Raw genomic sequence first — 21,889 nt, forward strand, 5'->3', positions numbered from 1 at the left:
GGTTGATAGGCCAGATATGGAAGCCCGGTAACGGGTGGAGTTGACTGGTACTAATAGGCCGAGGGCTTGTCCTCAGTTGCTCGCGTCCACTGTGTGGTTCCCGGGTTGCGAACAGTCGCAGCGTCGGAGCACCAGCCAATTTCCCGCTCCGCGGGGTGGCAAGTTTCATGCTTCATTACTTAACTGAAGAGTGTGCTTGTTCGCTCGAACCCGATAGGGTTTCGGTGGCCATAGCGTTAGGGAAACGCCCGGTTACATTTCGAACCCGGAAGCTAAGCCTTTCAGCGCCGATGGTACTGCAGGGGGGACCCTGTGGGAGAGTAGGACGCCGCCGAACAATCTTTCAGGACCCCTGGTCCCAGCGACATGCTGGGACCAGGGGTCTTTTTGTTTTTTGCCGAAGCGCGCCGTAGTGATCGGTGCGTGAGAATGATGAGCAGTACCGAAGACAGGAGTCACGTCGATGTCCACCAACTCTCCCGACGACCGATCGGAGCGCCGGCCGCGCTGGCGCGATGGTGGTGAGCGGCGCGACGGTGGCGGCTTCCGCCGCGATGACCGACGTGACGATCGCGGTGGGGACCGCGGTGGGGACCGCCCGCGCGGCCCGCGTCGCGACGACCGTGGCGGCGAGCGCGGCGGTTTCCGTCGTGATGACCGCGGCGGTGCGGGCGGCGGTTTCCGCCGTGACGACCGTCCCCGCGGCCCGCGCCGTGACGATGACCGCGGCAACGACCGTGGCGGTTTCCGTCGTGATGACCGCGGTGGCGACCGTGGTGGCTTCCGCCGTGACGACCGGCGCGATGAGCGTCGGGACGGTGACCGTGGCGGTTTCCGGCGCGACGACCGTGGCGGCGACCGCGGTGGGTTCCGTCGTGATGACCGCGGCGGTGAGCGCGGTGGCTTCCGCCGCGACGACCGTCGCGATGGCGACCGTGGTGACTTCCGTCGTGATGACCGCCCTCGCGGTCCGCGTCGTGAGGACGACCGCGGTGGGTTCCGTCGTGATGACCGTCCGCGCGGCCCGCGTCGGGACGACGACCGCGGCAACGACCGTGGCGGCTTCCGCCGCGACGACCGGCGCGATGGCGACCGCGGTGACTTCCGTCGTGACGACCGTCCCCGCGGTCCCCGCCGGGATGACGACCGTGGCAATGACCGCGGCGGGTTCCGCCGTGATGACCGTGGCGGCGACCGCGGTGGCTTCCGTCGCGATGACCGTGGCGGGGACCGGCGAGACGACCGCCGTGACGACCGCGGTGGCGAGCGTCGCGACTTCCGCCGCGACGACCGCCGTGACGACCGCGGTGGCGAGCGTCGCGACTTCCGCCGCGACGACCGTGGTGACTTCCGTCGTGACGACCGTCCCCGTGGCCCCCGCCGTGACGACGACCGTCGGGACTTCCGCCGGGACGACCGTCCGCGCGGCCCGCGTCGCGACGACGACCGCGGCAGCGACCGACGTGATGACCGGGGCGACTTCCGTCGTGATGACCGTCCCCGTGGCCCGCGTCGGGATGACGACCGTGGCAACGACCGTGGCGGCTTCCGCCGGGACGACCGGCGCGATGACCGCCGGGACGGCGACCGTGGCGGCTTCCGGCGCGATGACCGAGGCGGCGACCGGGGTGGGCGTCGGCCGTACGGGCAGGGCGGCGGCCGGGGTCGGGACGACCGTGGTGGCTTCCGGCGTGACGACCGTGGCGGCGACCGAGGTGGGTTCCGCCGCGACGACCGCCGTGACGACCGGCGGGACGACCGCCGTGACCGGGAGCCGATCAAGCGGCTGCCGATTCCCGACGATGTCACCGGCGACGAGATCGACAAGGACGTGCGGCAGGAGCTGCTGAGCCTGCCGAAGACGCTCGCCGAGGACGTCGCGCGGAACCTCGTGATGGTGGCGAAGCTGCTGGACGAGGACCCCGAGAAGGCGTACGGCTACTCGCGCGTGGCCCTGCGGCTCGCGTCTCGCGTCGCCGCCGTCCGTGAGGCGGCCGGCTTCGCCGCGTACGGCTTCGGGAAGTACAGCGAGGCGCTGGCGGAGTTCCGTGCGGCACGCCGTATGACGGGCAGCGCGGAGCTGTGGCCTGTGATGGCCGACTGCGAGCGCGGCATGGGCCGCCCGGAGAAGGCTCTCGCCATGGCCGGCGAGCCCGAGGTGCAGCGGCTGGACAAGGCTGGGCAGGTCGAGATGCGGCTCGTCGCGGCGGGTGCCCGCCAGGACATGGGCCAGGCGGACGCTGCCGTCGTGACGCTGCAGAGCTCCGAGCTCGCGTCCAACGCCGTGCACCCGTGGACCGCGCGGCTGCGCTACGCGTACGCCGACGCGCTGCTGGCGGTCGGCCGCGACGACGAGGCACGCGAGTGGTTCGCCAAGGCGCTGGAGGCCGACCAGGGCGGTACGACGGACGCTTCGGACCGGCTGGCCGAGCTGGACGGCGTCGAGTTCACGGACGCGCTGTCCGAGGACGACGAGGAGCCGGAGCAGGAGCAGGACCGGGACGAGGCCGGCGCCGAGACCGTGGGCGATGCCGTGGCCGACGCCGACGAGCCTGACGAGGTCGACGTCGACGTCCAGGCCCGGACCGCGGACGAGGACAAGACTGACGACCAGGTCGAGGACGAGGACGAGGCCAAGGTCGAGACCGACGCCGACGACCGGGCCGACGCCAAGGACGAGGACGAGGACGACGCCGAGGAAGCCGAGGCCAAGCCCGTCGCTCCCGTCGTGCCGACGTTCTCCGACGCGGGTGGGTCCGCCGGCGAGTCCGGCACGCCGGAGGCCGGTAAGTAAGGGCTGAAGCAGGAAAAGGAAGAGGGCGGGAACCCATCGGGTTCCCGCCCTCTTCGTGTTCCGTGCCGCCCGCCCCGGACCGTCGGGGCGGGCGGCAGGTTCGGCCGGACGCTGTCAGCGGGCGCCCGGCCGTACCGCGGTGTCACGCCACCGCGGTCGTCTCCACAGCGTCGCCCGGGGCGGTGCCCGGGGCGAAGCCGGCGATCGGGTTCTTCAGGTTGCCGATGAGCTGGAGGGCGCCCGCCGGGTCCTGGAGGTTGACCATCTCCTTGTTGTTGCGCAGCTGGAGACGGTTCAGGCAGGAGAGCGCGAACTCCTCGGCGAACATGTCGTACTGCGCGAACTTGTCAGCGAGCTGGGGCGTCGCCGCCTGGTACTCGGTCACGCACTCGGCGACCGTGCGCCAGAAGGTGTCCTCGTCGAGGACGCCCTCGGTGACGAGGATGCCGTTGAGGAAGCGGAAGAAGCAGTCGAAGACGTCGGTGAAGATCGACAGCAGCTTCTTGTCCTCGGGCACCTCGGCGCGGATGCGCTCGACGGTCGGCGGGAGGACCGCGTCCGGGTCCATCACCGCGATCTCCTCGGCGATGTCCTTGTAGATCGCGCGCTGCACGACGCCGTTCTCGATGACCAGGATGACGTTCTCGCCGTGCGGCATGAACACCAGGTCGTAGGCGTAGAAGCTGTGCAGGAGGGGCGTGAAGTACGCGTTGAGGTACTTGCGCAGCCACTCGACGGCGCTGAGGCCGGACTCGCGGATCAGCGCGCCCACGAAGGAGGCGCCGTCGCGGTCGGTGTGCAGCAGCGAGGCCATGGTGGCGAGGCGCTGGCCGGGGGCCAGGGACGGCACCGGGCTCTCGCGCCACAGCGCGGCGAGCATCTTGCGGTACGCGGAGCCCTTGGTGGTGGCCTCCTCGTACTGGCGGTGGTGGTAGCCGATGGCGGCGCGCTCGCGGATGATCGAGAGGCCGGTGCCGCTGAGGACCGGGTCGCTCTCGATGAGGCCGGCCAGCCAGTCGTTGATGGCGGGCGTGGCCTCCATGTACGCGGCGGAGAGGCCGCGCATGAAGCCCATGTTGAGGACCGAGAGCGCCGTCTTGACGTAGTGCCGCTCGGGGTTGCTGTTGTTGAAGAAGGTCCGGATGGACTGCTGCGCGAGGTACTCGTCCTCGCCCTCGCCGAGGCACACCAGGCGCTGCTGGGCGACCTCGGCGGCGAAGGTGACGGCGAGCTTGTTCCACCACTGCCAGGGGTGGACGGGGAGGAGGTGGTACTCGGCGAGGTCCAGGCCCTGGGCCGACATGGTCTCCGCGAAGCGGGCCAGCGTCGCCTCGCCCAGCTCGGCGCGCATGAGGGAGTCGTAGTCCAGGCCGGCGCCGGAGGTGAAGGTGGCGCGGTCGCGGCGGGCCGCGAGCCAGAGGAGCCGGACGGGGGCCGCGGTCTCCGGGGCGTACGCGCGGTACTCGTGGATGCCGAAGCCGAGGCGGCCGTTGTTGGCCACGAAGCAGGGGTGGCCCTCGGTCATGCCGGTCTCGATGTCCTGGAAGCCGGACTTGGCGAGCTCGTCGGCGGGGACGTGTTCCTTGGTGAGCTTGTACGCGGTGCCGGCGAGGGTGGAGCTGATCTCCTCCAGGTAGACCGGGAGGATCTCGTCGCTGAGGCCTAGGGCGTCGCGCAGCTCGATGAAGAACTCGACGGCGTCGAGGGGCAGGTCGGTGTCCTCGCGGTGGCGGGTGATCGAGTCGGCGTCGATCTGCCAGTGGTCGAGGGAGAGGACCTGGGCGTCGAAGCGGTACTCCACGGTGCCGTCGTCGCTGCGGACGGAGTAGCGGCCGTCCAGCAGCGGGCGGGGGGTGAGCAGCCGTTCGTGGGTGAACTCCGCGAGGGCCTTGCGGATGAGGAGGCGGCCCGCCCGGTCCCACAGCTCGGGGGTGAGGTGCTGGACGGCGTCGCGGGGGTCGGTGGCGGCGTTCATCGGGTGGTCACTCCTATCGCCGCAAGGTACTGCTCGCGGGTGCAGGTGCTGAGGTAGGCGTCCTTCTCCGGCTTGGCGATCTTCCGGACGATCTCGAAGCCGACGGCTTCGTTGAGGGCGTGGACGGCCTCGTTGTTCACGTCGGGCTCGACGACGACGCGGGCGGTCGCCGGGTCGTCGAAGAGCATCGCCATGACGGTGGTGATGACGGCTCGGGTGAAGCCGTGCACGGGGGTGTCGCTCGGCGCGGTGAGGAAGTGCATGCCGACGTCGCCGGCCTGCGGCTCGTAGAGGCCGACCAGCTCGACGTGGGCCGGGTTGTAGCGCTCCATGAGGAAGGCGGGACGGCCGTTGTGCAGGCCGATGTACGCGTCGTGGTGCTCGTTCGCCGTGATGGACCTGTACTCCCGCTCCACGTCGGCGAGGGAGGCGTCCTGCATCATCCAGAAGGAGGCTTTGGGGTGGGTGACCCAGCCGTGCAGCAGCTCGATGTCCTGTGTGAGGTCGAGCGGGCGTACGGCGAAGTCGCCGAGCGCGGGGTCGGTACGGGTGAAGAGGGTGCCGGCGGTGGTGCCGCTGTTCGTGTTGCTCATCGGACGATGCCTTCCGGTGCTCCGAATTCCTGGAACGCGATGGTCTTCTCGACCGCGTAGGGCTGGCGGCCGAGCATCTCCGCAATGATGTACGCGTTGCGGTAGGGACCCATGCCCAGGTCGGGCGAGGTGATGCTGTGCGTGTGCACGCCGGCGTTCTGCAGGAAGACGCCCTGTCCGCTGTGGTCGATGCTGTAGTTGCGGGCGACGTCGAAGCGGCCCTGGCCGTCCAGGCGGATGCGGTCCTTGACCCCGGTCAGGAAGTCGGGGATGGCGTAGCGGTAGCCGGTGGCGAGGACCAGGCCCTGGGTCTCCAGGGAGAAGTCCTTCTCCTGCTCCTCGTGGCGCAGGCCGAGGGTGTAGGTGCCGGCGGCCTCGTCGTAGGAGGCGTCGTTCAGCGCGGTGTTGGTGAAGAGCCGGGTGGTGACCGGGCCCTTGAGGTTCTTCTGGTAGAGCAGGTCGAAGATCGCGTCGATCAGTTCCGAGTCGATGCCCTTGAAGAGGCCCTTCTGCTGCGACTCCAGGCGGTAGCGGGTGGCCTCGGGGAGCGAGTGGAAGTAGTCCACGTACTCGGGGGAGGTCATCTCCAGCGTGAGCTTGGTGTACTCCAGCGGGAAGAAGCGCGGGGAGCGGGTGACCCAGTTGAGCCTGTAGCCGTGGACGTCGATCTCGGAGAGCAGGTCGTAGTAGATCTCCGCGGCGCTCTGGCCGCTGCCGACCAGGGTGATGGAGTCCTTGGCCTGGAGTGCTTCCTTGTTCGGCAGGTAGCGCGAGTTGTGGGTGAGGTCGCCGCCGAGGTCCTGGCAGGACTCGGGGAGGTACGGCGGGGTGCCGGTGCCCAGCACGAGGCGGCGGGCGCGGTCGGTGCGCTGCTCGCCGGTGATCACGTCGGTGCCGTGGACGAGGTAGACCTCGGCGCTCTCGTCGTACTCGACGGAGGTGACCGTGTAGCTGAAGCGGACGCTGGTCAGTTTGGCGGCGGCCCAGCGGCAGTAGTCGTTGTACTCCTCGCGCAGCGGATAGAAGTTCTCGCGTATGTAGAAGGAGTACAGTCGGCCGGACTCCTTCAGGTAGTTCAGGAAGGAGAACTCGGAGGTGGGGTCGGCGAGGGTGACCAGGTCGGCCATGAACGGCGTCTGGAGGTGGGCGCCTTCGAGGAACATCCCCGAGTGCCACTCGAAGTCGGGCTTGGACTCCAGGAAGAGGCCGTTCAGTTCGGCGAGGGGCTCGGTCAGGCAGGCCAGACCGAGGTTGAAGGGCCCGAGGCCGATGGCGATGAAGTCGTGTTCGGTCGGGGCGTGCGGGGCGTTGGAAGGCACGGGGGTCTCCGGTGGGGACGGTCAGTGAGCGCTGGTGAGTTCCGGCGTGGCCTCGCGGGCGAGGCGGGAGCCGGCGTGCTCGGCGATCAGGTCGAGGACCGTGGCGATGTCGCCAAGGGTCGTCTCGGGGTTGAGCAGGGTGAACTTCAGGTAGTGACGGCCGTCCACGACGGTGGAGGCGATGACCGCCTCGCCGGAGGCGGCGAGCGCCTCGCGGGCGTAGAGGTTGACGCGGTCGGCGGTCTCGGGGTCGGCGTCGCCCTCGGGGAGGTAGCGGAAGACCAGGGTGGACAGCTGCGGCCGGGTGACGACCTCGTAGCGGTCGTCGGTGTCGAGGAGCTTCCAGCCGTCGTCGGCGCGGTCCACGACGTCGTCGAAGAGCGCGCCGAGCTGGTCGGCGCCCATGATGCGGAGCGTCATCCAGAGCTTGAGCGCGTCGAAGCGGCGGGTGGTCTGGAGCGACTTGTCGACCTGGTTGGGGATGCGCTTCCGCGCCATCCGCTCCGGGTTGAGGTAGTCGGCGTGGTAGGTGACGTGCCGCAGGGTGGCGCGGTCGCGGACGATCACGGCGCTGGAGCTGACCGGCTGGAAGAAGGACTTGTGGTAGTCGACGGTGACCGAGTCGGCGTTCTCGATGCCGTCGAGGTAGGAGCGGCGCCGGGATATCAGCAGTCCGCAGCCGTACGCGGCGTCGACGTGCATCCAGACGCCCTCGCGGGCGCAGAGCGCGGCGACCTCGGGGAGCGGGTCGATGGAGCCGAAGTCGGTGGTGCCGGCGGTGGCGACGACGGCCATCGGGATGAGGCCCTCCTCGGCGCAGCGCGTCAGCTCCTTCTCCAGGGCGTCGGTGCGCATCCGCTTCGTGTCGTCGACCGGGATCGCGATGACCGCCTCGGGGGTGAGGCCCAGGAGGGTGGCGGCCTTCTCGATGCTGAAGTGGCTGACCTCGGAGGTGAGGATGCGCAGCCGGGTGCGGATCTCGGTGTCGTCCAGGTGCGGGTGCTGCTCGCGGGCGATGAGGCGGGCCTCGTCCCGGGCCAGCAGCATGGCCTGCAGGTTGGACTGGGTGCCGCCGCTGGTGAAGACGCCGTCGGAGCTGTCGCCGAAGCCGATGCGGCCCGCGGTCCACTCGATGAGGCGCTGCTCGATGAGGGTGCCGCCGGCGCTCTGGTCCCAGGTGTCCAGGGAGGAGTTGACGGCGGAGAGCACGGCCTCGCCGACCACGGCGGGGATGACCACCGGGCAGTTGAGGTGGGCGAGGTAGCGCGGGTGGTGGAAGTAGACGGCGTCGCGGAGGTAGATGTCCTCCAGCTCGTCCAGGGCCGCCGTCGCGTCGCCGAGCGGGGTCTCCAGGTCGATCCCTCGGACGGAGGGGCCGAGCCGGTCCGCGGTCATGCCGGTGAAGGGACGGTCAGTGGCCGCGAGTTTGGCGGCCACGCGGTCGACTCCGTCCCGTACTGCGTCGCGGTAGTACTGAACCGTGGCGTCGTTGAGCAGGTGGTCCTTGGCCTCGGTGGGGACGGAGGCAAGGGCCTGCGACGGGTCCTCGGCGTGCTGCGCGAGGAAAGTCATGAACGTGTCCTCCCTGGTACGGGCGTCGCCCGCGCTGGACGGGTGGGGAAGCCCCCCGTCCCGTCGACTTGGTGAGGTAAGCCTAACCTAACCAGAATGTGCCGTGGTCAGGGGGTACCTCAGGGAGGTGCGCGTGAGCTGTGGCGAAGTGGTCGGGAGGGGCGTCTCAGGCGTCGTCGTCGAGCGTGCGCAGCACCAGCCCGGTCGCCGGCTTCGGGCCGAACGAGGTCGACTTCCGCGGCATCGTCACGCCCTGCGCGGCCAGCTGACGGACCGTCTCCTCGTCCACGGCCCGCATCAGGACCGCCGTGCCGCCGTGCTTGGCCGCCTGGGCGAGCGCCGCCTCGGTGTCGTGGATGTAGCGGATGCCGTCCGGGTGGTCCGGAATCCGCCACACCTCGTCCAGCAGGACGGAGTGCAGAACGGTGGCATCCAGCCGCCGCCACGCCTCCGGCCGGTCCCTCCGCACCGCCCGCTCCAGCAACTCCGGATCGGGCCGGTCCAGCAGCCGGAAGGCGTCCGGGCCGGAGGCGAGCAGGAACGCGCTGCCTTCCGCTTCCGCCAGCGCCGCCAGCGCCTCCGGAAGCGGGCCGGGCACCTCGCGCACGCGGAACGATCCGTTCAGCTCCGCGACCGCCCGCTCCAGGGGCAGATGCGGCAGCACCCGGTGAATCGCCCGTACCCGCAAGGGATAGCGGGCGGTGTCGACCAGCAGCACCAGGCCGCTGGACCACGGCGAGCCGGGTACGCCGCCGTGCTCCTCGGCGAGCCGCTGGTACGTCGCCCAGCGGTGATGCCCGTCGGCGATCAGCGCCTGCCGGGCCGACAGGTCCGTGTGCACCGCCGCCAGCTCGGCCGGGTCGGTCACCGCCCACAGCCGGTGCGCGAAGCCGTCCTCGGTGGTGGTGGCCAGCAGCGGCGGCCGCTGCGTGGCACGCTCGATCACCCCTGTGGCACCGCTCGCGGTGCCCTCGCCGCGGTACGACAGCAAAAGCGGCTCGAAGTTTGCGGCCGCCGCACGCATCAGCGCGGCCCGGTCCTCGACGACCTCGGGGATCACGCCCTCGTGCGGCAGCACCGGGCCGTCCAGCGCCAGCGCCCCGATGATGCCCCGCTGGAGCACGTCCTCCTTGCGCTGCTCGTACACGTACAGCGCCGGCTGCGGATCGGGCGTCAGGACCCCCTCCGCACGCCAGCGGGCGAGCGTGTCCGCGGCCTTGCGGTGCCGGGTCGCCGGGTCGATGGCGTGCGGCAGGATCAACCGGACGATGTTGTACGGATCGGCGGTCTCCAGATGCCGGACCCCGTCGGGCCGGACCACCACGTCGTACGGGGGCGAGGTGACCGCGGTGAGACTGCTCACCCGGTGGGGTGCGTAGCGCAGTCCGCGAAAGGTGTGCAGGCTCAGGCCGTCGGTGCTGGTCATTGCCAAATGCTATGCCGGTCGGTGCGGTGCGGGATGATCGGGGGAGAAGCGCAATGCGGCGGGAAAATGCCTTTTGCGCGCGGTATGGACGGTGAAGGAGCTGGACGGCATGGACGAGCGGGTTCGCACCCGGCCCGAGGGCAGCGCGCGGGCGCTGAGCGAGGCGTACGACACGGCGCTGCTGGACCTGGACGGCGTCGTGTACGCGGGCGGGTCGGCCATCCCGCACGCCGTGGAGTCGCTGACCACGGCGCGGGACGGCGGGATGCACCTGGCGTATGTGACCAACAACGCCGCGCGCACCCCCGACACGGTCGCGGCGCAGCTGTCCGGGTACGGCCTGCCGACCGGCGCCGGCGACGTCGTCACCTCCGCGCAGGCGGTCGCCCGGCTGATCGCCGGTCAGGTGCCCGCGGGGGCGAAGGTGCTCGCGATCGGCGGCGAGGGCCTGAAGGTCGCGCTGCGCGAACGGGGCCTGGAACCCGTGGAGTCGGCCGACGACGAGCCCGCCGCCGTGGTGCAGGGGTACGACCCGAAGCAGAACTGGGAGCAGCTGGCGGAGGCGGCGTACGCGGTCGGCCGCGGCGTGCCGTGGTTCGCGTCCAACACGGATCTGACGATCCCGAAGGAGCGCGGCATCGCCCCCGGCAACGGCGCGCTGGTGGAGGTCGTCAGGATCGCCACCGGCGGCAGCCCGCAGGTCGCGGGCAAGCCGCAGCCCCCCATGCACCGCGAGACGGTGCTGCGTACGGGGGCGAAGCGGCCGCTGGTGGTCGGCGACCGGCTGGACACCGACATCGAGGGCGCGTTCAACGGCGAGGTGGACTCGCTGCTGGTGCTCACCGGCGTGACCACGGCCGCCGAGCTGCTCGCCGCGCCGCCGCAGCACCGTCCCACGTACGTGGACGCCGATCTGCGCGGCATCCTCGGGCCGCAGCCGGAGGTGACGCCGGCGGACGGCGGCTTCCGCTGCGGTGACTGGGTCGCCTCGGTGACCGAGGACGTTCTCGTACTCGATGGCGATGGCTCCCCTCTGGACGGGCTGCGGGCGCTGTGCGCGGCCGCCTGGACGGCGGCCGGGGCCGGCCGGTGCACCGCCGACGCCGGAAAGGCGCTGGCCCGCGCCGGCCTGTAGCGGACATGCGAAGAGCCCGCCTGCCGGGAAGCAGGCGGGCTCTCGGCCGTCAGCCCTTCGCGGCGGCGGCAGCGGCGGCGTTGAACTCGGCGAGCAACTGCTCCTCGCTGGCTCCGCGCCGCCAGTAGCCGGTGAATTTCACGGCCCTGCGGTCGAAGCCGCGCTCCTTGACCAGGTGCCGGCGGAGCGCCTTGACCGTGCCGGACTCGCCCGCGATCCACGCGTACGGCGTGCCCTCGGGCAGCTCGGCGTCGCGGATCGCGTCGACCACGCGGTCCGTACGGTCGGTGGCGGAGTCCTCGCGCACCAGCCAGGTGATGTCGGCGTCGGCGAAGGAGGGCAGCTCCTGGCGGTCCGCCGCGTGCGCCACCTCGATCCAGACCTTGGCCTTGGTGCCCGGGGTCAGCCAGCCCAGGATGTTCGCGATGGCGGGCAGGGCCGTCTCGTCGCCGCTGAGCAGGATCCAGTCGGTGCCCTGCGGCGGGCGGAAGTCGACGCCGCCGTTGTCCTCGACCACCGGGCCCAGGACGCTGACCCGGTCGCCGGGACGGGCCGACGCCGCCCAGCTGCCGGCCGGGCCGGAGGTGCCCTCCTCCGCGCCGTGCAGCGCGAAGTCCACGTCCAGCTCCGGCTCGGGCAGCCGGCGCTGCGCCCGGATCGTGTACGTGCGCATGATGCTGCGCTCGGCCGGGTCCTGCACGCGCCAGGCGGCGTACCAGCCGTCGCCCTGGTCGTCGAAGACCGGGACGGTCTGGTGGGGCTGGGGGAAGAACAGTTTCACCCGCTGGTCGCGGCCGCCGGTCAGCAGTTCCGTGAGACGCGCGCCGCCGAAGGTGATCCGGACCATCGAGGGACCGAGCCGGCGGGTGCGCACGACGGTCAGGTCGAAGAAGCGGAACGGAGCGGTGGTGGGGGCTGCGGTCGTCGTCATGCGGGAGAAACCTCCTCTGGGTGGAGTGAGCGGGGCCCGGCGGAGCGGCGCCGGGCCCCGGTACGTCAGTTGACCTTCTTGGCGTCCTCGACGGCCTTGGCGAGGCTCTCGACGAGCGGCGCCGCGCCCGCGTACGAGAAGCGGGGCTCGCTGGACCAGGGGGTGATCTGGTCCGCCTTGACGGCCGGCAGCTTCGCCCAGGCCGGCTTGGCGGCCAGGTCCTTGGGCTGGAGGGTGGCGGTGCGGTTGTCCAGGAGGAGCACGTCCGCCTTGTACTTGTCGGCGTTCTCCCAGCTCAGCGACTCGAAGTAGCCGCCCTTGTCGAGCTTGTCGGGCACGATCAGGTCCACGCCGAGGGACTTGAAGTACATGAGGTCGGCGTTGATGCCCGGGTTGGACGCGTAGAAGAGGTCGGGGCTGCCGGAGCAGGCCAGCACCTTGACCGGGTTGGACTTGGCGGCGGCGCGCAGCCGTGCCGAGGCCTTCTCGAAGCGGGTCTTGGCGTCGGTGACCTTCTTGGCCTTCAGGTCGGCGCCCAGGGACTCCGCCAGCTCGGCGTACCGCTCGATGATCTTGTCCAGCGGGGTGCGGGAGGCGGTGATCGCGACGCTCTTGGCGAGCTTGAGGACCTTGTCCTTGCTCTCCTCCGGCACGAACCACAGGGCACCCGGCTCGTACATGTTCGTCACGAGCAGGTCCGGGCCGAGCCCGGCGTACTTCTCGACGTTGAACTGGCCGTAGGCGTTGCCGATGATGGTGACCTTGGAGATGTCCAGGTCGCCGGCCTGCGGGTCGGCCTTGCCGTTCTTGAGCTTGGTGGGGCCGAAGACGCCGACGATCTGGTCATCGATACCAAAATCGACCAGCGCCGCGGCGGTACCCGTGAAAGCGACGATGCGCTGTGGCACAGTCTTCAGCGAGACCTTCTTCTTCCGGTCGTCGGTGAAGCTCCAGGGCCCGCCCTCGCTTCCGCCGCCGGCCGGTCCCGAGGCCTTCTCGTTGCCACACGCGGCGAGCAGCGCGCCGACGCCGACGGCCCCGCCGGCGGCCAGCAGGCCGCGTCGGGACAGGGAAGGTCTGGGGGTGATGCTCATAGGGACGCACTTCTCTCTGGGGACGCCTGATGAGGGGGCAGCGAGGTTAGGCTAACCTAAACCGCGTGTTGGTCGACAGCCCCCCTGAAGCAACCGCCGCTCCCGTGGTGCCCCGACGACGGCAGGCCACCCGCTCCGCGGGACTCCTCGTCGCGCTCTGCGTCCTCGGAGCCATCGCCGTCCTCGGCATCGCCGTCGGGTCCAAACAGATACCCCTGGCGGACGTCTGGCACGGCATCACGCAGTATTCCGGCACCGACACCGACGTGATCATCCGCGACGTGCGGCTGCCGCGCACCGTCCTCGGGCTGCTCGCCGGCGCCGCGCTCGGCCTGGCCGGCGCGGTCATGCAGGCCCTCACCCGCAACCCGCTCGCCGACCCCGGCGTCCTCGGCATCAACGCGGGCGCCTCCGCAGCCGTCGTCACCGGCATCACCTTCTTCGGCGTCACCTCCCTCACGGCCTACGTGTGGTTCGCCTTCGTGGGCGCCGCCGTCGTCTCCGCCGCGGTCTACATCCTCGGCGGCACCCGGAGCGCCACGCCCGTACGGCTCGCGCTCGCCGGTACCGCGCTCACCGCCGTCCTCACCGGCTACCTCAACGCGGTCAACCTCATGAACACCGCGTCGCTGGACAAGATGCGCTTCTGGACGGTCGGCTCGCTGGCCGCCGCCACCATGCCCACCGTCGAGAAGATCGCCCCCTTCATCGCGGCCGGCGTGGTGCTCGCCCTCCTCGTCGCCCGGCCGCTGAACGCCGTCGCGCTCGGCGACGACCAGGCCCGCGCCCTCGGTGCCAAGCTCACCCGCACCCGCGTCGCCGCCATGGCCGCCGTGACCCTGCTGTGCGGCGCGGCCACCGCGGCCTGCGGCCCGATCGTCTACGTCGGCCTGATGGTCCCGCACGCCGTACGCGCCATCACAGGGCCCGACATGCGCTGGATCCTGCCGTACTCCGCGGTCCTCTCGCCGGTGCTGCTGCTCGGCGCCGACATCCTCGGCCGGATCGCGGCCCGCCCCGGCGAAATCCAGGTCGGCATCGTCACGGCCGTCATCGGCGGCCCGGTCTTCATCCATCTCGTACGGCGACGGAAGATGGCACAGCTGTGAGCACTCCCACCACCAAGACCTCCGCGCGCCCGGCCGTGAAGGCGCTGCGCACCGCAGGCGGGCTGTCGGTGCGGCTGCACTTCAGGGCGGTACTCACGGGCGTGCTGCTGCTCGCCGTGGCGCTCGCCGCCGGTGTGCTCCTCATCGGCACCGGCGACTTCCCGATGTCCTTCGGCGACGTCCTCACCACCCTCGGGGGCGGGGGCAATCCGGGGCAGGAGCTGATCGTCAACGACCTGCGGCTGCCCAGGGTCCTGGTCGCGCTGCTGGTCGGCGCGTCCTTCGGACTGTCCGGCGCGGTCTTCCAGACCGTCACCCGCAACCCGCTCGGCAGCCCCGACGTGCTCGGCTTCGCGCAGGGCTCCTCCGTCGGCGCCCTGCTCGTCATCGTGTACGTCCAGGGCTCCACCGTCGCCATCGCGATGGGCGCGGTGGCCGGCGGTGTCGTCACCGGCATCGCGATCTTCCTGCTCGCCTGGAAGCGCGGCGTGCACGGCTACCGCTTCGTCCTCGTCGGCATCGGCGCCGCCGCCATGCTCTACGCCGTCGTCCTGTACCTGATGACCAAGGCGAACATCGTCGAGGCGACCCGCGCCACCACCTGGATGACCGGCTCCCTCAGCGGCCGCGACTGGGACCAGGTCTGGCCGCTGGCCGCGGTCTGCGTGATCCTGATCCCCGTGATCCTGCTCTGCGCCCGGCCGCTGGCCATGCTGGAGATGGGCGACGACTCGGCCGCCGCGCTCGGCGTCAGCACCGGCCGGGTTCGCATCCTCGCGCTGCTGGCCGCCGTCGTCCTGACCGCGTCCGCCACCGCCGCCGCCGGACCCATCGCCTTCGTCGCGCTCACCGCGCCCCAGCTCGCCCGCCGGCTCACCCGCACCACCGGCCCCAACCTGCTGCCCGCCGCGCTCATGGGCTCCCTGCTGCTGGTCCTCGCCGACCTCGCCTCGCAGCGGGTCTTCGGTGCCGACCAGGTCCCGGTCGGCGTCGTCACCGGCGTGCTCGGCGGCGGCTACCTGCTGTGGCTGCTGGCCAACGAGCGCAAGGCGGGCCGGGTATGACCCGCCCGACCGCCACCACCCCGCATCCGACCGGCCGTACCACCCCCAGGAGAGCCGAAGTGAGCCGTCTCGCGGCGCAGAACGTCACCCTCGCCTACGACCAGCGGGTCATCGCCGAGAACCTCTCGGTCGACATCCCGGACAATTCCTTCACGGTCATCGTCGGCCCCAACGCCTGCGGCAAGTCCACCCTGCTGCGCGCGCTGTCCCGGATGCTCAAGCCGCAGGCCGGGTCGGTCCTGCTGGACGGCTCGGCGATCTCCTCGCAGCCCGCCAAGAAGGTCGCCCGCACCCTCGGCCTGCTGCCGCAGTCCTCGATAGCCCCCGACGGCATCACCGTCGCCGACCTGGTCTCCCGCGGCCGCTACCCGCACCAGGGACTGCTGCGCCAGTGGTCCGAGGAGGACGAGCGGATCGTCCAGGAGTCCATGGACGCCACCGGCGTCGGCGAGCTGGGGGAGCGGTACGTCGACGAGCTGTCCGGCGGCCAGCGCCAGCGCGTCTGGATCGCCATGGCCCTCGCCCAGCAGACCCCGCTGCTGCTCCTGGACGAGCCCACCACCTACCTCGACATCCAGCACCAGATCGAGGTGCTGGACCTCTGCGCCCAGCTGCACGAGGAGCAGGGCCGCACGCTCGTCGCCGTCCTGCACGACCTCAACCACGCGGCGCGCTACGCCAGCCACATCATCGCCATGCGCGACGGCGAGGTCGTCGCGGAGGGCGCACCGGCCGAGGTGGTCACCGCCGACCTGATCGAGCGGGTCTTCCGGCTCAAGTGCCAGATCATCGACGACCCGGAGACCGGCACCCCGCTGATCGTCCCGGCGGCGCGTACGCCCCGTAAGGCGCGGGCGGCGGAGCGGGCGCAGACCGGCGAGAAGGCGTCGGCGGCCTCCTGAGGCGAGGGCCTCCCGCAGCGGGGGCGTCCTGAGGTGGCGTCCCGCGGCGGTGGCCCGTCGGCGCGTGCTCGCGCGCTACAGCAGCGTCCGGAGGCGCAGCAGGTCGCGGACGCCGGCCTCCAGCTTCACCCGGCCGCTGCCCCAGGCCCGCGCGAAGTGCAGCTCGCCGTCGACCAGGGCGACCAGGTCGTCGCCGGTCATGGTGAGTCTGATCTGCGCCTTCTCCCGCGGCGTGCCCGGTACGGCGGTGACGTCCCGGAGGGTGCCGTCCGCGAGCCGTCCCACGAAGGTGACGTCGAGGTCGGTGATGCGGCAGCTCAGCGAGCGGTCCAGCGCGGCGGCACCGCGTACCGAGCCGTCCGCCGTCGTCGACATGTTGTGTGCCAGCCGGTCCAGGGCGGCGCGGCACTGTTCGAGGGAAGCCATCGACAGGGACGATACGCCGGTTCGGGCAGGCTCGTCCGCCGGTGGCCGGCCGGTTCGCGGTAGCGTCGGGGGCATGCACGAGCCGACTTCCGGCGCCGACCGGCCGGAACCGCACCCCGAAGCCGCGCCGGTTCCCGACGGGCCGGATCCTGCCGAGCCGCCCGGCCCCGGCCACTCCGCCGAGCCGGATCTCTCCGCCGAGCCGGACTTCTCCGGTGAGTCCGGTCACGCCGACGAGGGTGACCTCTCCGACGAGTACGACCTCTCCGCCGAGCACGACCACCCCGACGAGCCCGGCGCCGCCGACGAGGGTGCCCCCTCCGACACCAATGCCATCGGTCACTCCGACGAGCCCGGCGGAGCCGGTTCGCCGCCGGAGCGGGCCGCGGGGCCGCAGCCGCTGGGTGTACCGGTCACGCCGACCGGGCACGCCGAGGTGGACGACCGGCTGACCCGGCTGGGAGACGTCGACCACCTCGCCGTCGGCGGCCACCTCCCGGTGTACGAGGATGTCCACCGGGGGCTCCGCGACACGCTGGCCTCCTTGGACCAGCAGCCGGGGCCCCGCCCCGCGGCACGGAACGACAACAGGAGCTGAACCCCAGGTGGCAGGTGTGGCACGACGCCGACTCGACGCGGAGCTGGTGCGCCGCAAGATGGCCCGCTCCCGCGAGCACGCGAGCCAGCTGATCGCCGCTGGCCGGGTGACGGTCGGCGGGCAGCCGGCGAGCAAGGCCGCCACCCAGGTGGAGACCAGCGCCGCGCTGGTCGTCCGCGCGGACGAGAGCGACCCGGACTACGTCTCGCGCGGCGGCCACAAACTCGCCGGCGCGCTGGCGGCCTTCATGCCCAGGGGGCTGCGGGTCGAGGGCCGCCGGGCGCTGGACGCGGGCGCCTCCACCGGCGGCTTCACCGACGTCCTGCTGCGCGCGGGCGCGGGCCACGTCGTCGCCGTGGACGTCGGGTACGGACAGCTCGCCTGGTCGCTGCAGAGCGACGAGCGGGTCACCGTCAAGGACCGCACCAACGTCCGCGAGCTGACGCCGGAGCAGATCGACGACGTGCCCGCCGACATCGTCGTGGGCGACCTCTCCTTCATCCCGCTGGGCCTGGTGCTGCCGGCCCTCGTCCGCTGCTCGGCGCCCGACGCCGACCTGGTGCTGATGGTCAAGCCGCAGTTCGAGGTCGGCAAGGAGCGGCTGGGCAGCGGCGGCGTGGTGCGCAGCGCGGCGCTGCGGGCCGAGGCGGTACGCGCGGTGGGGGAGCGCGCTGCGGAGCTCGGACTCGGTGTGCTGGGCGTCACCGCGAGCCCCCTGCCTGGACCTTCCGGCAATGTCGAGTACTTTCTGTGGCTGCGCGCCGGTGCGCCTGCCCTGGACCCGGCGGATGTCGACCGTGCAGTGGCGGAGGGGCCGAGTTGACCACATCTGGAACATCCGAAGCACCGCAGGACCCGCGGACCGGCACGGTCTCCGTGCCCGCTCCCGTGCCGCTCGCCGGCGGGACCCGTACCGTCTTCCTGCTCGCCCACACCGGCCGGGCCGCCGCCGTACGCAGCGCCGAACTGGTCGTCCAGGGGCTGCTGCGCTGCGGCATCGGCGTGCGGGTGCTGGCGGCCGAGGCCGCCGACCTGCCGCTGCCGGACTCCGTCGAGCAGGTGGCCACCGAACAGTGCGCGGCCGAGGGCTGCGAACTGCTGGTGGTGCTGGGCGGGGACGGGACGCTGCTGCGCGGCGCCGACTTCGCCCGGACGTCCGGCGTCCCGATGCTCGGCGTCAACCTCGGCCGGGTCGGTTTCCTCGCCGAGGCCGAGCGGGACGACCTGGACAAGGTCGTGGACCGGGTGGTGACCCGCTCCTACGAGGTCGAGGAGCGGATGACCCTCGACGTGCTGGTCCGCAACAACGGCACCGTGGTGCACACCGACTGGGCGCTGAACGAGGCGTCGGTGGAGAAGGCCGCGCGGGAACGGATGCTGGAGGTCGTCACCGAGGTCGACGGCCGCCCGGTGTCCCGCTTCGGCTGCGACGGCGTGGTCTGCGCGACCCCGACCGGTTCGACCGCCTATGCGTTCTCGGCGGGCGGCCCGGTGGTCTGGCCGGAGGTCGAGGCGCTGCTGATGGTGCCGATCAGCGCGCACGCCCTGTTCGCCAAGCCGCTCGTCACCTCCCCGGAGTCCGTACTGGCGGTGGAGGTCCAGCCCAAGACCCCGCACGGCGTCCTGTGGTGCGACGGCAGCCGCTCGGTCGAACTCCCCGCGGGCGCCCGCGTCGAGGTCCGCCGTGGCGCGGTCCCGGTCCGCCTGGCCCGCCTCCACCACGCCTCCTTCACCGACCGGCTGGTCGCCAAGTTCGCCCTCCCGGTGGCGGGCTGGCGCGGCGCGCCGCACTGATCACTTCCCGGCCGCTCCGCCCCAGGCCCCCTGCCCGGCGACGGAGCGGCCGGTTCCGGTGCCGGGCGCCGCTCTCCCCTTCCTCAGGCGGCCGCGGTGGCCGGGCAGGTACGGAAGCGCCGCGTCGATGCCGCTCTCCTCGACCGCCCGCCGGTCCGCGCGCGACACGCCGTCCCCGCCGGCCGCCGTCGTTCCTCTCCCCGCCCTCCGAAAACCGCTCCGTACGGTCGTGGGCGCGTTCCCGTGCACCCGGTGCACGCCTACGGGGAAGCGGTCGTACTCATGTGCCCCGTATGCCTGCTCCCGTCAGCCTGGCGTTGCCGTCCGGCCCGGGCGATGGCGTGCGCACCCATGTCCGGGGTGGGTTTTCCCGACCGTTCTGCGCCGGTTCCGGCCCTGTGCGCAGCGATGACGCGGGGGAGGCCGTCGCGGGGCGGCCCCCGGACCTCGTATGGTCGTACCCGTGTTGGAGGAGATGCGGATCCGGTCCCTGGGCGTCATCGACGATGCCGTCATCGAGCTGTCCCCGGGCTTCACGGCGGTGACGGGCGAGACGGGCGCGGGCAAGACCATGGTCGTGACCAGTCTCGGCCTGCTGCTCGGCGGGCGCGCCGACCCCGCCCTGGTACGTGTCGGCGCCAAATCGGCCGTCGTGGAGGGTCGGATCACGGTCGCCCCGGACGCGCCGGCGGCGGTCCGTGCCGAGGAGGCCGGCGCGGAGCTGGACGACGGGGCGCTGCTCATCAGCCGTACCGTCTCCGCCGAGGGCCGATCACGGGCACACGTCGGGGGACGCTCCGTACCGGTCGGGCTGCTCGGTGAGCTGGCGGACGACCTCGTCGCCGTGCACGGCCAGACCGACCAGCAGGGCCTGCTGCGGCCGGCCCGGCAGCGCCAGGCGCTGGACCGTTACGCCGGGGACGCCGTCTCCGTCCCCCTGGAGAAGTACACCGCCGCCTACCGCAGGCTCCGCGACGTGGCCGCCGAGCTGGACGAGCTGACCACCCGGGCACGCGACCGTGCCCAGGAGGCGGACCTGCTCCGCTTCGGCCTGGAGGAGATCGCCGCCGTCGAGCCCCAGGCGGGCGAGGACACCGAACTGGGAGCCGAGGCCGAGCGGCTCGGCCACGCCGAGGCCCTGGCCGCCGCCGCGAGCGCGGCGCACGGGGCGCTCGCGGGCGACCCGGCGGACCCCGAGGGCGTCGACGCCACCACCCTGGTCGCCGGGGCGCACCGCGCGCTGGAGGCGGTCCGCAGCCACGACCAGGCGCTGGCCGGGCTCACCGACCGGCTCGGCGAGATCGGCATCCTGCTCTCCGACGTGGCGGGCGAGCTGGCCAGTTACGCCGACGGGCTGGACGCCGATCCGCTGCGGCTGGCCGCCGTCGAGGAGCGCAGGGCCGCGCTGACCGGCCTCACCCGCAAGTACGGCGAGGACATCGCGGCCGTGCTCGCCTGGTCGGAGGAGAGCGCCGGGCGCCTCGCCGAGCTGGAGGGCGACGACGACCGGATCGGCGAGCTGACCGCCGAACGCGACGCGCTCCGCGCCGAACTGGGCGAGCTGGCACAGGCGCTGACCGATGCCCGCACCGCGTCGGCCGAGCGGTTCGCCGCGGCCGTCACCACCGAGCTGGCCGAACTGGCCATGCCGCACGCCCGGGTGAGCGTGGAGATCCGGCAGACCGAGGTCGCCGAGGACGCGGACGGCGTGGAGGTCGGCGGGCGGAACGTCGCCTACGGGCCGGCCGGCGCCGACGAGGTGGAGCTGTTCCTCGCCCCGCACCCCGGCGCCCAGCCCCGCCCCATCGCCAAGGGCGCCTCCGGCGGTGAGCTCTCCCGGGTGATGCTCGGCATCGAGGTGGTCTTCGCCGGCTCCGACCCCGTACCGACCTACCTCTTCGACGAGGTGGACGCGGGGGTCGGCGGCAAGGCGGCGGTCGAGGTCGGCCGCCGGCTGGCCAGGCTCGCCCGCTCCGCGCAGGTCGTGGTCGTCACCCACCTCCCGCAGGTCGCCGCGTTCGCCGACCGCCAGCTGCTGGTCGAGAAGACCAACGACGGCTCGGTCACCCGAAGCGGCGTCACCGTCCTGGAGGGCGAGGACCGCATCCGCGAACTCTCCCGCATGCTGGCCGGCCAGGAGGACTCCGAGACGGCCCGCGCGCACGCCGAGGAACTGCTGGAGACGGCGAGGTCCGGCCGGTGAGCCGGAGCGGCGCGGTGGCCCGCGTCGCGGGACTGCTGGCGGCGGCCGGGGCGGCCCGCGCCGCGTACGAAGGGCTGCGGCGACGGCCGCCGGGCGGCAGCACGCGGTGGCAGCGCAAGAACCACGCGGGCCGCGCCGTCGACCTGTTCGGCGGGCCGGCTGCCGCCCTGGGCACGGCGGCCGCCTTCGCCGCCGCACCGGGGCTGTCCGGCCGGACCCGTACGGCGGGCACGCTGGCCGTCCTGGCGGCCGGCGGCTGCGGCGCGTACGACGACGTGGCCGGCGCGGGCGACCCCCGGCGCGGCTTCCGCGCGCACCTGTCCGCACTGCGGCGGGGCGAGGTCACCAGTGGGGCGGTCAAGCTGTTCGGCATCGGCGCCGCCGGCCTCGCGGCGGGCGCGCTCCTCAAGGACCGCCCGGGCGACGGGTTCCTGGCCGGCGTGGTGATCGCGGGCTCGGCCCACCTGGTGAACCTGGTGGACGTGCGCCCCGGCCGGGCCGCCGGCGCGGTCCTCGCGATCGGCGCCCCCGGACTGGTGCGCCACGGGACCGGCGGCGTGCTCGCCACCGCCCCGGTGGGCGCGGCGGCGGCGCTGCTCTCCGCCGATCTCGGCGAACGCACCATGCTCGGCGACACGGGGGCGCACGCCCTGGGCGCCGCGCTCGGCCTCGCGATCGTGGCGGCCAACGGCCGGACGGGCCTGCTCGTCCACGCCGCCGCGCTGACCGCCGCCGCGGCCTCGGGCGACGCCGTCAGCCGCGCCGCAGCGGCGGGCGTCCTCGCCGGATAGCCGGAGCGAGTCCGCAGACCCGGCCGGCGCGCCCCGTCCGGAACGACCGTACGCAGTGGGGTTTGTCCCCCATGTGGGTGGTCCGGGCGGACCGCGTACGCGCCGTCGCACCACAACGGCTTGTCATCAGTGCCGCACGGACGGCACGGACTGGCATTCTGGG

Annotated in this window: 19 protein-coding genes and 1 rRNA gene; 12 read left to right on the forward strand and 8 right to left on the reverse strand. The window is 72.4% G+C overall.

The window, feature by feature from the left end; all coding sequences use genetic code 11:
- Positions 1 to 220 precede the first annotated feature (220 nt).
- From rrf to ACZ6WH_RS05495, 3 genes are all read left to right on the forward strand, one after another.
- A 5S ribosomal RNA gene (rrf, locus tag ACZ6WH_RS05485) occupies positions 221 to 337 on the forward strand.
- Between the two features lie 178 nt (positions 338 to 515).
- Complete coding sequence (locus tag ACZ6WH_RS05490; RefSeq protein WP_469726302.1) at positions 516 to 1,850, forward strand: hypothetical protein; 1,335 nt, start codon at positions 516 to 518, stop codon at positions 1,848 to 1,850.
- The gene (locus tag ACZ6WH_RS05495; protein WP_469726304.1) at positions 1,832 to 2,794 is read left to right on the forward strand and encodes a tetratricopeptide repeat protein; all 963 of its coding nucleotides are present in this window, start codon (positions 1,832 to 1,834) and stop codon (positions 2,792 to 2,794) included. Before ACZ6WH_RS05490 ends, ACZ6WH_RS05495 begins: the two co-directional genes overlap by 19 nt.
- Positions 2,795 to 2,936: 142 nt before the next feature.
- On the opposite strand, the gene ACZ6WH_RS05500 is transcribed toward ACZ6WH_RS05495, so the two are convergent.
- The 5 genes from ACZ6WH_RS05500 to ACZ6WH_RS05520 all read right to left on the reverse strand — a co-directional run bounded on the left by ACZ6WH_RS05500 (position 2,937) and on the right by ACZ6WH_RS05520 (position 9,679).
- Positions 2,937 to 4,769, reverse strand: a complete 1,833-nt coding sequence (locus tag ACZ6WH_RS05500; RefSeq protein ID WP_469726306.1) for an IucA/IucC family protein — start codon at positions 4,767 to 4,769, stop codon at positions 2,937 to 2,939.
- Positions 4,766 to 5,362: a GNAT family N-acetyltransferase gene (locus ACZ6WH_RS05505; RefSeq protein WP_469726308.1), complete on the reverse strand. Its 597-nt coding sequence runs from the start codon at positions 5,360 to 5,362 to the stop codon at positions 4,766 to 4,768. The genes ACZ6WH_RS05500 and ACZ6WH_RS05505 overlap by 4 nt, the downstream gene beginning before the upstream one ends.
- Positions 5,359 to 6,681, reverse strand: a complete 1,323-nt coding sequence (locus ACZ6WH_RS05510; RefSeq protein ID WP_469726310.1) for a lysine N(6)-hydroxylase/L-ornithine N(5)-oxygenase family protein — start codon at positions 6,679 to 6,681, stop codon at positions 5,359 to 5,361. Before ACZ6WH_RS05510 ends, ACZ6WH_RS05505 begins: the two co-directional genes overlap by 4 nt.
- A gap of 21 nt (positions 6,682 to 6,702) precedes the next feature.
- On the reverse strand, positions 6,703 to 8,253 hold the full coding sequence (locus ACZ6WH_RS05515; protein WP_432852516.1) for a pyridoxal phosphate-dependent decarboxylase family protein: 1,551 nt from the start codon (positions 8,251 to 8,253) through the stop codon (positions 6,703 to 6,705).
- A gap of 166 nt (positions 8,254 to 8,419) precedes the next feature.
- Positions 8,420 to 9,679, reverse strand: a complete 1,260-nt coding sequence (locus ACZ6WH_RS05520) for a DUF1015 family protein (protein WP_469726312.1) — start codon at positions 9,677 to 9,679, stop codon at positions 8,420 to 8,422.
- Positions 9,680 to 9,788: 109 nt separating this feature from the next.
- Between ACZ6WH_RS05520 and ACZ6WH_RS05525 the strand changes: the two genes are divergently transcribed.
- A complete protein-coding gene (locus tag ACZ6WH_RS05525; RefSeq protein ID WP_469726314.1) occupies positions 9,789 to 10,814 on the forward strand; it encodes an HAD-IIA family hydrolase in 1,026 nt (341 codons plus the stop codon).
- Between the two features lie 49 nt (positions 10,815 to 10,863).
- On the opposite strand, the gene ACZ6WH_RS05530 is transcribed toward ACZ6WH_RS05525, so the two are convergent.
- Together ACZ6WH_RS05530 and ACZ6WH_RS05535 are read right to left on the reverse strand one after the other, a co-directional pair.
- Positions 10,864 to 11,745 carry a siderophore-interacting protein gene (locus tag ACZ6WH_RS05530; protein ID WP_469726316.1) on the reverse strand — a complete coding sequence of 294 codons (882 nt, stop codon included), beginning with the start codon at positions 11,743 to 11,745 and terminating at the stop codon, positions 10,864 to 10,866.
- A gap of 65 nt (positions 11,746 to 11,810) precedes the next feature.
- A complete protein-coding gene (locus ACZ6WH_RS05535; protein WP_432852506.1) occupies positions 11,811 to 12,839 on the reverse strand; it encodes an ABC transporter substrate-binding protein in 1,029 nt (342 codons plus the stop codon).
- 65 nt (positions 12,840 to 12,904) lie between these two features.
- On the opposite strand from ACZ6WH_RS05535, the gene ACZ6WH_RS05540 reads away from it, so the two are divergent.
- The 3 genes from ACZ6WH_RS05540 to ACZ6WH_RS05550 are packed head-to-tail and all read left to right on the forward strand — an operon-like array spanning position 12,905 to position 15,914.
- Positions 12,905 to 13,948 carry a FecCD family ABC transporter permease gene (locus ACZ6WH_RS05540; protein WP_432852503.1) on the forward strand — a complete coding sequence of 348 codons (1,044 nt, stop codon included), beginning with the start codon at positions 12,905 to 12,907 and terminating at the stop codon, positions 13,946 to 13,948.
- The gene (locus ACZ6WH_RS05545; RefSeq protein ID WP_432852500.1) at positions 13,945 to 15,012 is read left to right on the forward strand and encodes a FecCD family ABC transporter permease; all 1,068 of its coding nucleotides are present in this window, start codon (positions 13,945 to 13,947) and stop codon (positions 15,010 to 15,012) included. The genes ACZ6WH_RS05540 and ACZ6WH_RS05545 overlap by 4 nt, the downstream gene beginning before the upstream one ends.
- Positions 15,009 to 15,914, forward strand: coding sequence for an ABC transporter ATP-binding protein (locus ACZ6WH_RS05550; RefSeq protein ID WP_469726318.1), 906 nt, complete (start codon positions 15,009 to 15,011; stop codon positions 15,912 to 15,914). Before ACZ6WH_RS05545 ends, ACZ6WH_RS05550 begins: the two co-directional genes overlap by 4 nt.
- Before the next feature lie 75 nt (positions 15,915 to 15,989).
- On the opposite strand, the gene ACZ6WH_RS05555 is transcribed toward ACZ6WH_RS05550, so the two are convergent.
- Positions 15,990 to 16,340, reverse strand: coding sequence for a sterol-binding protein (locus ACZ6WH_RS05555; protein WP_469726320.1), 351 nt, complete (start codon positions 16,338 to 16,340; stop codon positions 15,990 to 15,992).
- A 73-nt stretch (positions 16,341 to 16,413) separates the two neighbouring features.
- On the opposite strand from ACZ6WH_RS05555, the gene ACZ6WH_RS05560 reads away from it, so the two are divergent.
- From ACZ6WH_RS05560 to ACZ6WH_RS05580, 5 genes are all read left to right on the forward strand, one after another.
- Entirely contained in the window at positions 16,414 to 16,938 is a 525-nt protein-coding gene (locus ACZ6WH_RS05560) for a hypothetical protein (RefSeq protein ID WP_469726322.1), read from the forward strand.
- Between the two features lie 7 nt (positions 16,939 to 16,945).
- Positions 16,946 to 17,761, forward strand: coding sequence for a TlyA family RNA methyltransferase (locus ACZ6WH_RS05565; RefSeq protein WP_469726324.1), 816 nt, complete (start codon positions 16,946 to 16,948; stop codon positions 17,759 to 17,761).
- 53 nt (positions 17,762 to 17,814) lie between these two features.
- Positions 17,815 to 18,732, forward strand: coding sequence for an NAD kinase (locus tag ACZ6WH_RS05570; protein WP_361563191.1), 918 nt, complete (start codon positions 17,815 to 17,817; stop codon positions 18,730 to 18,732).
- Between the two features lie 451 nt (positions 18,733 to 19,183).
- Positions 19,184 to 20,935 carry a DNA repair protein RecN gene (gene recN / locus ACZ6WH_RS05575; protein WP_469726325.1) on the forward strand — a complete coding sequence of 584 codons (1,752 nt, stop codon included), beginning with the start codon at positions 19,184 to 19,186 and terminating at the stop codon, positions 20,933 to 20,935.
- Positions 20,932 to 21,726 (forward strand): hypothetical protein, encoded by a 795-nt coding sequence (locus tag ACZ6WH_RS05580; RefSeq protein WP_469726327.1) that lies wholly within the window; start codon positions 20,932 to 20,934, stop codon positions 21,724 to 21,726. The genes recN and ACZ6WH_RS05580 overlap by 4 nt, the downstream gene beginning before the upstream one ends.
- The last annotated feature ends 163 nt before the right edge of the window (positions 21,727 to 21,889 follow it).

Source organism: Streptomyces sp. NPDC050806 (assembly GCF_055586425.1).

Coding starts and splice junctions, on each gene's coding strand:
- ACZ6WH_RS05490 (WP_469726302.1), top strand. CDS start 516: ATGGTGGTGAGCGGCGCGACGGTGGCGGCTTCCGCCGCGATGACCGAC.
- ACZ6WH_RS05500 (WP_469726306.1), bottom strand. CDS start 4,769: ATGAACGCCGCCACCGACCCCCGCGACGCCGTCCAGCACCTCACCCCC.
- ACZ6WH_RS05505 (WP_469726308.1), bottom strand. CDS start 5,362: ATGAGCAACACGAACAGCGGCACCACCGCCGGCACCCTCTTCACCCGT.
- ACZ6WH_RS05515 (WP_432852516.1), bottom strand. CDS start 8,253: ATGACTTTCCTCGCGCAGCACGCCGAGGACCCGTCGCAGGCCCTTGCC.
- ACZ6WH_RS05520 (WP_469726312.1), bottom strand. CDS start 9,679: ATGACCAGCACCGACGGCCTGAGCCTGCACACCTTTCGCGGACTGCGC.
- ACZ6WH_RS05525 (WP_469726314.1), top strand. CDS start 9,789: ATGGACGAGCGGGTTCGCACCCGGCCCGAGGGCAGCGCGCGGGCGCTG.
- ACZ6WH_RS05530 (WP_469726316.1), bottom strand. CDS start 11,745: ATGACGACGACCGCAGCCCCCACCACCGCTCCGTTCCGCTTCTTCGAC.
- ACZ6WH_RS05535 (WP_432852506.1), bottom strand. CDS start 12,839: ATGAGCATCACCCCCAGACCTTCCCTGTCCCGACGCGGCCTGCTGGCC.
- ACZ6WH_RS05550 (WP_469726318.1), top strand. CDS start 15,009: ATGACCCGCCCGACCGCCACCACCCCGCATCCGACCGGCCGTACCACC.
- ACZ6WH_RS05555 (WP_469726320.1), bottom strand. CDS start 16,340: ATGGCTTCCCTCGAACAGTGCCGCGCCGCCCTGGACCGGCTGGCACAC.
- ACZ6WH_RS05560 (WP_469726322.1), top strand. CDS start 16,414: ATGCACGAGCCGACTTCCGGCGCCGACCGGCCGGAACCGCACCCCGAA.
- recN (WP_469726325.1), top strand. CDS start 19,184: ATGGTCGTACCCGTGTTGGAGGAGATGCGGATCCGGTCCCTGGGCGTC.